Below are 13,995 nucleotides of genomic sequence, written 5' to 3'. Positions count from 1 at the left end.
GAATATTTCCTTGGATTTTTGTTTTATCTATTTCTTATTCTTATTTTGGAATAACTGTTTTATTTAATAATATGTCTATATTATTTACTCACCTCTTATACTATCAATAATATTTTGTTTACTTAATCTTCTAAGAGGTATTAATGCCGAAACATATCCCATAATAATTACAGCTACAATAGAAATAACAATACTATTCCATGGTAATGTAAATTTGAAATCCCTAATATTTGACATAGGATTATATAGTATATATGCTAGTATAGTACCTGCTACTGAACCAATAATTCCTCCATATAGTCCAAATAATACACCTTCAAAAGTTATCATTTTTCTCACTTGTTTCCTTGTCATCCCTATAGCTTTTAAAGCTGCTATTTCCTTATTTCTAAGAAGAATATTTGTAGTTACCGTATTTACAATGTTTACTGCACTTATTAAGGTTATTACTATTATAAATCCCATAAGCAATATACTCATTTGCAATTTATACGCCTTTTCACTTTTAGCAGATTCTATTTTATTATAATAGCCAATTCCTGCATTAGTATTTTCTATCTTTTTTAGCGACTTATCTATTTTATCTAAATAGCTCTCATCATTAATTTTTATTCCCATATCTGTAACTCTAAAATTTTTCATCTGCTGCTGATTGCCTTCTATTATATTCTTAACAGTATTCTTACTTCCTATAACATTTAATACTCCTTGATAATCTAAATCACTAAAAGGCTGAACATCCATAATTGCTGCTACCTTAACCTTCTTAAGCTCCTTACTATTAAAGTTCTCTTGTCCATCTGAATATTCCACATCACTAATTAGTATCTCATCTCCTACTTTAAGTTTAGCCATGGGTGCAATAAGACTTCTCTTATCTCCAAAGAATGTTGTTTCTCTAACTATAATTACTTCTCCATCTTTAAGATTATCAATGCTACCTTCCTTAATATATTTCTTAGCCACATTTAACTTATTTTCTTCATAGGCTTGAAATACAACACTAATTTTCGATTTGTCTTTTCCATCAACTTTACTCTTGAATAAATCTTCATCCCTATTTTCTGCTGCCCACTGTCTTACTTCCTTAGGTATAGCAGAATTCTCAACAAATCCTTGAGTTAATATGAAATTATAATGTTTATAGATTTCACTTACCCCTGAAATATTTCTTACTTCTTCAATTAATTTATTATTTATAGCATCTAGTTTTTCAGTATTACCATTATCATGAATGGTAAATGCAATGTCATTATCTTCAGTAACCTTCTCAGAAAAATTATCTGAGAACTTAGCAAAGCTCATAAACGTTACAAATAGAGTTACACTTATAGCCATAGATAATACAGTGATATAAAATCTTCTTTTATTTCTCTTAACATTTTTTAGAGCCATGGCTGTATCTATTTTAAAGAATTTCCCTAAAAATTTACCACTCCTATTTCTCTTTTCTTTCTTAATTAAAGATTGACTACTTATAGCTATTAATGGTGAAATCTTACCTGCACTTCTAGCTGGTAGATAAGCTGAAACATATATAGTTGCTGCTCCTATACCACTACTTAATAATAGTACAAATGGTGATGTTACTACTTTAAGGTTTGAAAATTCACCCAATCCTGACATCTTATTAAAGGTAAATGCAATACAATATACAGCCACTATTCCAAAGAATACTCCAAGAGGAATACCTATAAATATCATAATAGATGCTTCTCTAATTACTAAATTCATAATTTGTTTTTTAGTAGTTCCAATAGCTCTTAACAATCCAAACTGCTTCATTCTTTCTGCTATGCTAATATGGAAAGCATTATAAATAACCACCACTGTAGCCAAAACAACAATTCCTATAACAATGAAAACTATCATAAATAGAGATTTATTCATATCCGCATTACTAGACTCCCCTATAAGTCTTAGTAAATCTTTATTTTGTACTACTTTACTTTTACTACTAACAAGATTAGATACTTCCTTAATCACTTCTTGTTTATCAGCTTCATCCTTAATTTCAACTAATACTGTGGAATCTTCTTTCACATTACTATCATTCTTTATTAAATAAGCCTTTGATATTCCTTCACTTTGATTTTGCCAATCATCTTTAGCTATTCCAGATAAGGTATAATCTTTTTCATCTCCATCTTCATCTTGTATTTTAATTATATCGCCTACTTTAACTTCTTCATCAAAATATCTAAGAATCCACCTTTCAATAACAACTTCATTATTACTCCTAGGTAATTGGCCTTCTTCTAAATTTATATTCATAAGTTTAAATGCAGCTTCATTTAAATAGTTAAGTTCAATGTTTTTATCCTTTATAAATGGAACAGCATTTTTACTAATCATAACCCCTAAACTATTAACATTTATATTAGTTTGAATCTTATTTATTTCATCTTCAGATACATTAGTTATAGCAAGATGAAATGCCCCCATACTTTTCTTTGAATTTTCAATCATAGAATTCTGCACTGTTAATATAAAAGTACATATTGATGTTATAAGTGCTACTGACAATATTATTCCTATTATAGTTAATATTGTCCTTTTTTTATTATCCTTCAAGTATTTTCCACTTAAAGCTTTATAACTATTAATCAATGTTTCTTCCCCCTATGCCATAGTTTTATCACTTTCAATTTTTCCATCACTTAAAGTTATAACTCTATCTGCTTGTTCAGCCACATTCCTATCGTGAGTTATAAGTATTAGAGTTTGATTATACTTTCTAGCGGTAACCTTTAAAAGCTCTATAACTTCCTTAGAATTCTTACTATCTAAATTACCCGTTGGCTCATCTGCAAGAATTATAGATGGCTTATTTATAAGTGCTCTTGCTATTGATACTCTTTGTTGCTGCCCTCCTGAAAGCTCTGATGGAATATGTTTTCTTCTATCTTCAAGACCGATCATAGATATAATTTCATCTAAATATTTTTTATCTACCTTCTCACTATCAAGAAGGGCAGGTAAAGATATATTTTCTTCTACATCGAGAATAGGCATTAAATTAAAGAATTGAAATATAAATCCTATATTTCTTCTTCTAAAGATACTAAGACCAGTTTCATTTTGCTTGTATATGTCTATATCATTTATAAATACTTTTCCACTAGTAGGTATATCTAATCCTCCAATTAAATGAAGTAATGTAGACTTTCCAGAACCTGAAGCTCCTACTATAGCTACAAATTGTCCTTTATCAATGCTAAAGCTAATATCATCTAAAGCACGAACCTGACTATTTCCTTCTCCATAATACTTCTTTAAGTTTTCAACTCTTAAAATCTCCATACATAATTCTCCTTCAATCTATATTAAAATTTTGTAGTTACAATAATTTAACTCTTAGCCTCAATAGTATTTAGATTAAGGTTGTATTAATCACTACACTTCTCTTTACAAATATCATTATATATATTTAACTATTTTTTCACCATAAACCTTACCTTACATAATTAATAGTTTTCTTACATTTTAGTCATATAAGAAAGAGTGTAGCAAATTGTCATTAAACAAATTTAACTACACTCTTCCAATTCTAAAAGTTAATTATATAACTCCATTTCTAAATCAGTAGTAGATGAATGTTCAAATTCACATATATCATATCCAGATACACTTAATTTAAAATCCTTCTTTTTTCCTCTCCCTATATACCCTTCATAACTACTATTAGAAGTTACTGAATTAAAGTTTTCTTCATTACCTAAATCAGCTCCATCAAAGTATACTCTTCCTCCAAGATTATCTTTTAAATTAACCTTCATAGCATAATTGTCAAAATCAGTGGTATACTCTACATCCCTTCCAACTAATATAACATTTTTTCCTATTGGCATGTAGGATTCTATATTTATATAATTAGCATTGATGGTAACATTATTAGGTAGCACTTTTCCTTCTCCATAATCCTTATAAGTACCTCCTGAATATACCCTAGCATTATTACAATCTATTTTAACATTTTCAGCATTTATAAATTCCCTTAAGTCTATTTCTAAATAATTGCTAGTTTTAATATTAATATTTTTAAGAGTATTATTATGTGGTAAGTTTACATATCCCCCTCTAGGACTTGTAAAAATCAATGTATCTTTCAAAACTTTACTATCCTTTATTGTTAGGTTTGTATAATAATTACTATTAAAATTAATGTCTACTCCCACTGGAACTTCTATAACAATTTGAGCATTATTATTTTTTTCTTCCATAAGTGTGTAAATAATTGCATCATAAGATTTTTCAAAAAATCCCCTTATATTTTTTGCTTCAAAAAAATTATACATAGTTCTGTCTCCTACAACTTTAAGACCCTTTGTATTAGCATCATAGGAAGTTTGTACCTTCATATCATTTTCTATATATTCTAGTACCTTAACCCTTGTATTTTTATCTGATGAAGATTTAATTTCTACATTATACCCTTTATTTTCTAAGGATGAAATATCAACAACATCAACTTGTTTATCTGTTACGAATACTTCTCTTTCCGAAGGAGTTGCATTTATTATTTCTCTTTGAACTCTATAAACTTCATTTGCAATTTTAGGCATCATATATGCTCCACTTATAATGGACCCTGTAATTCCTACTGCAAGAAACACTCCAGCCACAATAAGAGATTTTTTCCATCTATTCATTAAATTTTTCCTCCTTATCATCTATATTTTCTGCTTTATAATCTACATCTATATCTTCTGTAAAAATAGGCTTTTCTTCGTAAGCCTTATCTTCTACAGAAATTTCTTCTATCTCTTCATTTTTCTCAGTAGCACTTTCAGTATTCTTCTCATTACCTTCAGTGTTTTCTTGTTGATTTTTAACTCTTACATACATATTTCTAGTTTTAACCCAAGATATATAGCTCACTACTAAGTATTTTAATCCTTTATATACTAAACAGTATAAGATCCAACACAAAATAATAAATCCAGTCCATGCTATACAAGCAAAGAATCCAAACACTCCCATAGATATATCAATTCCACACAGGAAGGCAGCTCCTAGATAACCTATAAAGTTTGCAATTGACATTCCAACAAGTCCTAAACCACTGGCTATCATAGACATAACTATTGTTAAAGCTGGGAAAAATAATAAAATACTTATAACAACTATTATTAATTTTACTCCAGCAGAAGATATCTTTCCGTTAATTACTGAATTGGAATCTAAAAATTCCTTAGTCTTATTACCTGCCTTTTTTCCTTGTCTCTTTACATTTTTCCAAAGATTTTTAGCGTCCTTAGAAACTTTATCTTTAAGTTCACTATTGCTACTACTTGTAGATTTGCCTTGTCCCTTCATCTCCTCAGTTAATTCTTTTGCAATGCTCTTAGGAGAACCTAATGTTTTTATAATCTCCTCATCACTCTTTCCCTGTAATTCTCCATTTAAGAAAAATTCTTCATAGTCTCTTAATATATCATTTATCTCAAGTTCACTAAAAGCTCCCTTTAAGTAATCCCTAAGTATATCTAAAAAATCATTTTTAGTCATTATTCTTATTCTCCTTCCTATAACATCCTAATATTAAATTTACATCCCTTACAAACTCATCCCATTCTTTAACTAAAGTACTTAAATTACCTTTTCCATAGTCTGTAATCCTATAGTATTTTCTATCTGGGCCACCTTCTGACTTCACCATATAGGTTTCAAAATTTCCTTCTGTAGTAAGTCTTCGCAATAATGGATATATAGTGCTTTCCTTTACTGACATAACTCTTGAAATATTTTCTACAATTTCATACCCATACATATCTCTGTCATTTATAAGTGTGAGAACACAGATTTCAATTACACCCTTTCTGAGTTGTGTACTCATATCTAAACCTCCTTTATTAAGTTTTAACAACATACTTTTCTTTATATATATTTTAACTATCCTTATACTATGTAAAACACAATAGTGTCTTAAAAAATATAGAAGTTACTGTGTATTACACAATCCTTCTAAACCTTTAGCAACTTCACTATGTAAAACATAGTAGTCCCTTTTAAATTTGGTACTACGTTTTACATAGTACCCTTACATACTTATGTTATCATAGTATCGTGTTATACACAATAGATACATATTAAAAATTTTATAAATATATTTAACTCCTATATTCTAATTAGTGTACAAGTTCTTTATATTAAAATAACCAAGGCTTTAAGCCTTGGTTATCCAATGTTAAACTAAATTATTTATAGCTTTCATATACTTCTTGAATCTTATCCCAGTTAAATAAGTTCCAAATACTATTAACATAATCTGGTCTTACATTCTTATATTTTAAATAATAAGCATGTTCCCAAACGTCGATTGTTACAAGTGGTTTTTTACCTTTACTTAAAGGAGATTCTTGATTTAAAGTAGCCATAACTTCTAGCTCACCATCACTATTTAAAACTAGCCATCCATAGCCTGAACCAAATTGTCCAATAGCAGCTTTAGAAACAGCTTCTTTCATATTTGCAACACTTCCAAAAGCTTTATTGATTTTTTCAAGTAATTCTCCCTTTGGTTCACCTTTTCCTCCTGGTGTTAAAATACTAAAGTAAAAATTGTGGTTTGCCACGCCTCCACCTTGATTAATAACTCCTTGACGAATTTCATTTGGAATACTATCTAAATTCTCTAACAATTGTTCTAAAGTTTTACCTTCAGTAAGAGCTTCATGTCCTTCAAGTAATTTGTTAAGATTATTTACGTATGTTTGTAAATGTTTGCCGTAGTGAGTTTCTACTGTTAAAGCATCAATGTGTGGCTCTAATCCATTGTATTCATAAGGTAATTTAATTTTATCATATGTCATTTTAATCCACCTACCCTTTCCATTTATAACATATGCTTATATTTTACCACTTTTCATCCATATAAGCACTAATAAAAATTTTTACTTACAATTTATTATTATAAATTATTTAATATATTATTCATTAATATTTCATATACATTAATATGTTCAAATTTATTTTAAAAATCAATAATTAAGGAGCGATATTTTATGAAATCCACACTATTAATGTGGGAATGCATTGGTGCAATCATGATTTTCCTAATAGGTGCATTAATACATTTTGGCTATGAAGCAACAAACAAATTATCTTTTACTTCTGGTATCTTTGCCGTTAATGAAAGTATATGGGAACACTGTAAGCTTACCTTTTGGTCTCCTCTAATCTTTGCTATTATAGAATATTTTTTCGTGGGTAAATATGTAAATAATTTTCTCTTTGCAAAGACTCTAAGCGCTTATATTACAACAATTTCAATGTTAGTTCTTTATTATGAAATGCTTAAAAAGAATGGCCATCACTCACTGCTTAAAGATTTAATTATCTTTGAAGTTAGTATTCTAATAGGACTATTAGTAAGTTATAACTTAATGTTACTACCTGAATTTCCACCAATAATGAATAAGATAGCCATTATTATGTTAGTTGGAGCTACATTCATATTTTACCTATTTACTTATTGTCCACCGAAGTTACCTATATTTTATTGTCCCGTATCCAATTCCTATGGTATCAAGAATTAAATTCTCACAACAAATATTATTAAAAATGACTGTATCAAAATTAACTAAATGTTAATATTTAATATAGTCATTTTTAAAATTTATTATACCTTAGGTATTTCTATTATAAATTCCGTTCCTTCATTAACTTCACTTTTAACTTTTATATTTCCTCCATGAGCTTCTATTATTGCCTTTGATATGGTAAGACCTATACCAGCTCCTCCTGTAGCTCTAGTTCTTGATTCATCAGCCCTGTAAAATCGCTGAAAAATATAAGGTAAGTGCTCTTTAGAAATTCCTATGCCACTATCCCTTATGTGTATTATTGCTATATTTTTTCCTTCATTACAGGTAATTTCAATTATTCCCCCTTGCTCAGTATATTTTATTCCATTTGAAATGATGTTTATTAACCCTTGAGTAATTTTATCTCTATCTACATTTATAATAAAAGTTTCTAATTTATTGTTCACACTGATATTTTTATCATGAAGTTCCTTTTCAAAATTAATTAGAATCATTTCTACTAATTCCTTTATATCAACTTCATTTTTATTTAAAATCAAATCTTCACTTTCATATCTAGAAAGATGCTCTAAGGAACCAACTAACCTACTTAATCTCCGTACTTCCTCATGAATACTTTGCAGCCTTTCTTCTGTAGGCTCCCAAATTCCATCTATTAATGCCTCCAGTTGTCCTTGCATGGTAGTTAATGGAGTCCTAAGTTCATGAGAGATATCCTTAGTCATGATTTTTCTTATCTTTTCTTCTTCATCTAAACTAAAAGCCAAAGTATTTACCGAACTAATCATTTCATTAATTTCTTTTATATTGCTTTCCTCTTTTATTTTATTTTTATATTTGCCTGTAGCTATGGAATTTGTGGCTTTAACTACGCTTCCTATAGGTTTACTTATTGAAGTAGAAATTAAAATTCCTATAAATATGGAGATACCTAAAGAAAAAATCCCCACAAAAATTAATATATTATCTAAGGTTTTAAAAAAAATCACATCAGAATCATTATAATAAAGGGGACCATAATAGCCTATTTCAAGAATCCCCGCATATTTTTCATCTATTTTCAAATTATATACTTCCTCAGTATAATCACCTTTATATCCTGGATTTACAATGCTCATATTGTAACCCATTCTACTCATCATTGCCTCACACATACTACTATTATGAGTTTTAGCACTCCATATTACATTATCTGAAATATCTTTTATGCTTATAATAAATCCATTATTTATAGCTTCAATCCCTATGTCTTCTATATTTTTATTATCCCATTGTCCATTTTTATAAGTATTACTTATATCTTTAATCAGTGATTTTTTTCTTCCTTCTATAATATCCTCTAGATATCTATTAAAGTTTTTTTTCATAAATATATGAGATGAAAAACTAATTAAAAGAATAATTGTCATAGAAAATAATAAAAAAGTCAAAGTAAGCCTATGTTTCAATTTCATCAAATTATTCACCACCAAACTTATATCCAATGCCGTGAACTGTTAATATATATTTAGGATTTTTACTATTTTCCTCTATCTTACTTCTTAAATTCTTAATATGAGAATCTATTATTCTATCATAAACATCACTATCATCCCCTAGAGCTCGATCAAGAAGTTCTCCTCTAGAGAATACTTTCTTTGGACTTTCACATAAAGCTAAAAGTATCTTGAACTCCGAAGGAGTTAATTCTACTAAATTATTACCTTGTCTTACCTCATAAGTATCTAAATTTATAACTAGGTCTCCCTTATTAAAGGATAAAACATTATCCTGTTTATAATTCAATGCTCTTTTTAACACTGCATTTACTCTAGCCACTACCTGCTTAGGGCTAAATGGCTTTGTTATATAATCATCAGTCCCTAGAGAAAAACACTTCAAGATACTTTCTTCCTCTACCTTGGCTGTTAACATTATTATAGGAACCTCTGATTCCTTTCTTATGATTTCACAAATTTTTTCTCCTGATATATCTGGTAACATTAGATCTAGTATTATTAATCTAGGATTGTATTGTTTATATTTATATATAGCTTCACTTCCATTTATTGCTGTTATAACACCATAACCAGCTTTCTTTAGATATGCTTCCAAAACTTCTAAAATTTTAACTTCATCTTCTACAATAAGTATATCCACTTGCATCTATACTCCTCCATTAATTTAAAACTTATTATAATATACTTTCTAATTATAATAAATCATTATGAAGATTCTATGTAGAATTCCTCCATAAAATCTACACAACTTAAATATATACTTTAGCTACTATCTTAAAATTAAGTATGAGGTGATAATTTTGTCTAATAAATCTATAACCCTAAATATTGATAATATGGTATGTACGTCTTGCGAGAATACTATAATAAGACATTTAAAAAAGATTTCAGGAGTTACAATTGTAAAAGCAAACTATACTAAGGGAACCGTCCATGTTGAATATGATGCTGAGAAAGTATCCTATTCTACCATAGTTGCTACTATTGAAAAATCCGGTTACAAAGTTACTAGTGATAAAAAAAAGAGTAACTCAGAACTTTTACCCATTATGGGAATAGTCCTTATAGCCTTACTTATGATACGCCTTGGCAAAGGTACTGGCGTATTTGATATGTCTTCTGCTTTAAGTAGTAAAGTTAGTTACATTGCTCTATTTACTATTGGTGTTTTCACATCTCTACACTGTGTGGGTATGTGTGGTGGAATAATGATGTCCCAAAGTATTACATCTTCTATTGTACCTGAAAAAAACAAATTTAAACCTGGACTTATGTATAATTTAGGCCGTTTAATTTCTTATACGGTTTTAGGTGGTATCGTAGGTGGTATTGGTAAAGCTTTTTCTCTTTCCTTTGGAGTTCAAGGCTTCATAGCAATAGTTGCAGGTGTATTTATGGTAATTATGGGTTTAAACTTATATGGTTTTAAAGCCCTTAGAAAATTTTCTATAAAGCTTCCTTGGAGTAACTGTAACTCCCAGAAAAAATTTAGAAACCCTCTTATAGTAGGATTTTTAAATGGGTTTATGCCTTGTGGTCCCCTACAGACAATGCAGCTTTATGCTCTAGCTTCTGGAAGTGTCATAGCTGGTGCAACTTCAATGTTTTTCTTTGCCCTAGGTACAATTCCTTTAATGTTAGGCTTTGGAGCTATTGCTAATGTACTTAGTCAGAAAAATTCCAAAAGATTAATTAAATACAGTGGTGGTATTATCATAATTTTAGGTATTATTATGGCTAATCGTGGCTTGTCTTTAATAGGAGTTAATTTAATGCCTAATTCCTTATCTTTAGGTGGAAATAATAATACAACTATATCCGATAAATCTTCAGCTAGTAAAGCAACAATTTCTAACGGAAAGCAAGTTATAAAGATTGCAGCTAATAATCAAGGATATACTCCAAATGTAGTTTATATTCAAAAGGGAATTCCTACAGAGTTTATAATTGATGGTGAAAGTATTAACTTCTGTAATAATAAAATTGTTATTCCATCTATGAATATTGAAAAGACTCTATCCTCTGGAGAAAATGTAATAGAATTTACTCCAGACGCTGGAGACATAAACTACAGCTGTTGGATGGGCATGCTTAGAGGAACAATAAAGGTAGTAGATGATTTAAATTCTATAAATGATTCTACTATACAAAATGATATAGATAGTGAATTTTATTATCCTTCTAATGATTCTAATAACCAATTTTTTAATGGTGGTTTTTCTTGCCATTAATAAAAAAAGAAGTATTAAGGAAATTTCCCTTTAATACTTCTCTTTTATATGCATTTTATATAATATCTACTTTTAAATAACTCTTTAATATTAATTCACTTACTAAATTCATCTATTAATATTATACTTTTATTTTTTAATCTAGAACTTCAGAAATAGTTACTAGTACCTTACTATCTACTTCAGCAATTATACTATGGTCTATTCTTGCATCGAAAGGAAGGAAATCACCTTTTTTTAATCTAAACTTTTCTCCTGTTTTAAATTCCATAGTTATATCACCTTCATATATTTGAATTGATGCATAACCATTATGAGTATGATAAGGCTTACCACTCCCTGCTACAAAGTTGAAGAATATAGTCTTAAACTTTTCATTTGATGCTATAACTTTAGTCCTAATATCTATATCATTCATACTTATAGGTACTAATATATTTTTATCTAAACTCATTTTTATTTCCTCTTTTCAAACTTATTTTGCTTCTTATAATACTTGTATACTAAGGTTCTATTATATATACATAAGTAAAATCTATGTGAAAGATATTAATTTAATGCAGCTAATAATTTCTCTATGTCTAATCCATGAACTATAGCAGCTTCTGCAAGAGTTTCTGCTTGAGCTGATGGGCAACCTACGCAACCCATACCAAAACTCATTAAAATTTCAGGAGCTCCTTCTTTCATTCTTATAACTTCACCTATTGTCATATCTTTATTTATCATATTCTTTTCCTCCTATAATTTGAATTTTTATATATAACTAATAATTTAAAATTATTAGTATCTCTTACAAGTTAAAGTATACTAAAACACTCTGCTATATTCGGTAACATAGGTTACAGAATAGAAAATTTTTATAAAAAAAGTATTCAAAGGTAAACTCCATTTACCTTTGAATACTTCATTACTTGTAATTCTAGCTTTCCATGAACATTTTCATATCATCTTCTACATTAGTTATTCCACCAATACCAAAGTTATCTACAAGAACTTTAGCAACATTTGGTGATAAGAATGCTGGTAATGTTGGTCCTAGATGAATATTTTTAACTCCTAAGTATAATAGTGATAATAATACTATTACTGCTTTTTGCTCATACCATGCAATATTATATGATATTGGTAGGGCGTTTACATCATCAAGCCCAAAGACTTCTTTAAGTTTTAGAGCTATAACAACTAATGAATAAGAATCATTACATTGTCCTGCATCTAGAACTCTTGGGATTCCTCCAATATCTCCTAGGTTTAATTTATTATACTTATACTTTGCACAACCTGCTGTTAAGATAACTGTATCCTTTGGTAGTTTTTCAGCAAATTCAGTATAGTAATTTCTTGATTTGGCTCTTCCATCACAACCAGCCATAACAAAGAATCTTTTTATAGCTCCAGTTTTAACAGCCTCCACAACCTTATCAGCCAAAGCTAATACTTGATTGTGAGCAAATCCTCCAACTATTTGTCCTTTTTCTATCTCTGTAGGTGCTTTACACTTTTTAGCCATTTCTATAATCTTAGAAAAATCTTTTATGCCATCTCTATTAGCTTCTATATGTGCACATCCTGGCATTCCAGTTGCACCAGTTGTAAATAATCTATTCTTATAAGACTTATCTGGAATTACTATACAGTTTGTAGTCATAAGAATTGGACCATTGAACTTTTCAAACTCTTCCTTTTGCTTCCACCATGCATTTCCATAGTTTCCTGCAAAATGTTTATATTTTTTAAACTTAGGATAGTATTGTCCAGCAAGCATTTCACCATGAGTATAAACATCTACCCCTGTTCCTTCTGTCTGCTCTAACAACATCTCTAAATCCTTTAAGTCATGTCCTGAAATTAATATTCCTGGATTTTTTCTAACTCCAATATCTACAGTTGTTATTTCTGGATGCCCATAGGTTTCAGTATTGGCTTTATCTAATAATGCCATACCATCTACTCCATATTTTCCTGCTTCTAATGCAAGTGCTACTAAATCATCAACAGTTAAACTATCATCTAAAGTTGCAGCTAATGCCTTAGCCATAAATCCATGAATTTCTTTCTCATTATATTTTAGGTTCATAGCATGCTTCATATATGCTGATAATCCTTTTAATCCATAAGTTATAAGTTCTCTTAGACTTCTAATATCTTCATTTTCTGTAGCAAGCACTCCAACTTTTTCAGCTTTAGCATCAAATTCTATAGTATTATCTGCTGTCCAAGCTACTGCATCTGCCATTACTATTTCTTTCTTTTGTAGACCAAATATCTTTTTAAAGAAGCCTCCAGTTATTTTTACTTCTCCAACTTGTCCACCAGCACTAACAACTTTTCTTTTTAAAGTTTCTCTTAATTTTAAAGTTTCTTTTACTCTATTTAAAATAGCATCTCTATGGAAGTTAGCATTAGTAATAGTAATAAATAAATTTTCTGTAATATATTTATCTACTACACTATCAGTAACATTTACTTTTCTTCCTTCATTACTTACAATAGCTAATCCTTTAGTTACATATACTAATAAATCTTGAGCCTTTGCAACTTGCTCATCTTTACCACAAACACCCTTTATAGTACAGCCTTTACATCCTGCTGTCTCTTGACATTGATAACAAAACATTGACATAAATTTCTCATCTCCTATTAAATTGTTATTATTGCTTTTCACAAGTTAAAGTATACTAAAGTACAAAACAATATTCGGTAACATTCGTT

13 protein-coding genes are annotated in these 13,995 nt (G+C 29.1%); 2 read left to right on the top strand and 11 right to left on the bottom strand.

What is annotated here, in order from left to right; translation table 11 throughout:
- Positions 1-84 precede the first annotated feature (84 nt).
- The 6 genes from B3086_RS04920 to B3086_RS04895 all read right to left on the bottom strand — a co-directional run bounded on the left by B3086_RS04920 (position 85) and on the right by B3086_RS04895 (position 6,815).
- On the bottom strand, positions 85-2,610 hold the full coding sequence (locus tag B3086_RS04920) for an ABC transporter permease (protein WP_346878366.1): 2,526 nt from the start codon (positions 2,608-2,610) through the stop codon (positions 85-87).
- Between the two features lie 12 nt (positions 2,611-2,622).
- Positions 2,623-3,303 carry an ABC transporter ATP-binding protein gene (locus B3086_RS04915; protein ID WP_346877870.1) on the bottom strand — a complete coding sequence of 227 codons (681 nt, stop codon included), beginning with the start codon at positions 3,301-3,303 and terminating at the stop codon, positions 2,623-2,625.
- A 254-nt stretch (positions 3,304-3,557) separates the two neighbouring features.
- Positions 3,558-4,652, bottom strand: coding sequence for a hypothetical protein (locus B3086_RS04910; RefSeq protein WP_346879686.1), 1,095 nt, complete (start codon positions 4,650-4,652; stop codon positions 3,558-3,560).
- On the bottom strand, positions 4,645-5,511 hold the full coding sequence (locus B3086_RS04905) for a DUF1700 domain-containing protein (RefSeq protein WP_346848900.1): 867 nt from the start codon (positions 5,509-5,511) through the stop codon (positions 4,645-4,647). The genes B3086_RS04910 and B3086_RS04905 overlap by 8 nt, the downstream gene beginning before the upstream one ends.
- Positions 5,504-5,839, bottom strand: coding sequence for a PadR family transcriptional regulator (locus tag B3086_RS04900; protein WP_035132636.1), 336 nt, complete (start codon positions 5,837-5,839; stop codon positions 5,504-5,506). Before B3086_RS04900 ends, B3086_RS04905 begins: the two co-directional genes overlap by 8 nt.
- Positions 5,840-6,200: 361 nt before the next feature.
- Positions 6,201-6,815, bottom strand: a complete 615-nt coding sequence (locus tag B3086_RS04895) for a superoxide dismutase (protein ID WP_035132638.1) — start codon at positions 6,813-6,815, stop codon at positions 6,201-6,203.
- Positions 6,816-7,007: 192 nt separating this feature from the next.
- On the opposite strand from B3086_RS04895, the gene B3086_RS04890 reads away from it, so the two are divergent.
- Positions 7,008-7,541 (top strand): DUF6512 family protein, encoded by a 534-nt coding sequence (locus B3086_RS04890; RefSeq protein WP_346877871.1) that lies wholly within the window; start codon positions 7,008-7,010, stop codon positions 7,539-7,541.
- An 83-nt stretch (positions 7,542-7,624) separates the two neighbouring features.
- Here B3086_RS04890 and B3086_RS04885 read toward each other — a convergent pair whose 3' ends face one another.
- Entirely contained in the window at positions 7,625-9,004 is a 1,380-nt protein-coding gene (locus B3086_RS04885) for a sensor histidine kinase (RefSeq protein ID WP_346848995.1), read from the bottom strand.
- A gap of 4 nt (positions 9,005-9,008) precedes the next feature.
- Complete coding sequence (locus B3086_RS04880; protein ID WP_035131911.1) at positions 9,009-9,695, bottom strand: response regulator; 687 nt, start codon at positions 9,693-9,695, stop codon at positions 9,009-9,011.
- A gap of 154 nt (positions 9,696-9,849) precedes the next feature.
- Between B3086_RS04880 and B3086_RS04875 the strand changes: the two genes are divergently transcribed.
- The gene (locus tag B3086_RS04875; RefSeq protein ID WP_346848898.1) at positions 9,850-11,280 is read left to right on the top strand and encodes a sulfite exporter TauE/SafE family protein; all 1,431 of its coding nucleotides are present in this window, start codon (positions 9,850-9,852) and stop codon (positions 11,278-11,280) included.
- Positions 11,281-11,416: 136 nt separating this feature from the next.
- Here the strand turns inward: B3086_RS04875 and B3086_RS04870 are convergent, their stop codons facing one another.
- From B3086_RS04870 to hcp, 3 genes are all read right to left on the bottom strand, one after another.
- A complete protein-coding gene (locus tag B3086_RS04870) occupies positions 11,417-11,734 on the bottom strand; it encodes a cupin domain-containing protein (protein ID WP_051823985.1) in 318 nt (105 codons plus the stop codon).
- 95 nt (positions 11,735-11,829) lie between these two features.
- Positions 11,830-12,009: a DUF1858 domain-containing protein gene (locus B3086_RS04865; protein WP_035131910.1), complete on the bottom strand. Its 180-nt coding sequence runs from the start codon at positions 12,007-12,009 to the stop codon at positions 11,830-11,832.
- 193 nt (positions 12,010-12,202) lie between these two features.
- Positions 12,203-13,906, bottom strand: coding sequence for a hydroxylamine reductase (gene hcp / locus B3086_RS04860; protein WP_346848897.1), 1,704 nt, complete (start codon positions 13,904-13,906; stop codon positions 12,203-12,205).
- Positions 13,907-13,995: the final 89 nt, after the last annotated feature.

This window comes from Clostridium sp. UBA871 (genome assembly GCF_002295255.1).
GTDB lineage: Bacteria > Bacillota > Clostridia > Clostridiales > Clostridiaceae > Clostridium_J > Clostridium_J sulfidigenes.
The sequence above is the reverse complement of the archived record's forward strand: the minus strand, read 5'-3'. Positions and strand labels throughout refer to the sequence as shown.

What these genes read in the sequence shown, in the direction of transcription:
- B3086_RS04880 (WP_035131911.1), bottom strand. Translation starts at nt 9,695, where the DNA reads ATGCAAGTGGATATACTTATTGTAGAAGATGAAGTTAAAATTTTAGAA.
- B3086_RS04895 (WP_035132638.1), bottom strand. Translation starts at nt 6,815, where the DNA reads ATGACATATGATAAAATTAAATTACCTTATGAATACAATGGATTAGAG.
- B3086_RS04885 (WP_346848995.1), bottom strand. Translation starts at nt 9,004, where the DNA reads ATGAAATTGAAACATAGGCTTACTTTGACTTTTTTATTATTTTCTATG.
- hcp (WP_346848897.1), bottom strand. Translation starts at nt 13,906, where the DNA reads ATGTCAATGTTTTGTTATCAATGTCAAGAGACAGCAGGATGTAAAGGC.
- B3086_RS04865 (WP_035131910.1), bottom strand. Translation starts at nt 12,009, where the DNA reads ATGATAAATAAAGATATGACAATAGGTGAAGTTATAAGAATGAAAGAA.
- B3086_RS04910 (WP_346879686.1), bottom strand. Translation starts at nt 4,652, where the DNA reads ATGAATAGATGGAAAAAATCTCTTATTGTGGCTGGAGTGTTTCTTGCA.
- B3086_RS04905 (WP_346848900.1), bottom strand. Translation starts at nt 5,511, where the DNA reads ATGACTAAAAATGATTTTTTAGATATACTTAGGGATTACTTAAAGGGA.
- B3086_RS04890 (WP_346877871.1), top strand. Translation starts at nt 7,008, where the DNA reads ATGAAATCCACACTATTAATGTGGGAATGCATTGGTGCAATCATGATT.
- B3086_RS04870 (WP_051823985.1), bottom strand. Translation starts at nt 11,734, where the DNA reads ATGAGTTTAGATAAAAATATATTAGTACCTATAAGTATGAATGATATA.
- B3086_RS04915 (WP_346877870.1), bottom strand. Translation starts at nt 3,303, where the DNA reads ATGGAGATTTTAAGAGTTGAAAACTTAAAGAAGTATTATGGAGAAGGA.
- B3086_RS04900 (WP_035132636.1), bottom strand. Translation starts at nt 5,839, where the DNA reads ATGAGTACACAACTCAGAAAGGGTGTAATTGAAATCTGTGTTCTCACA.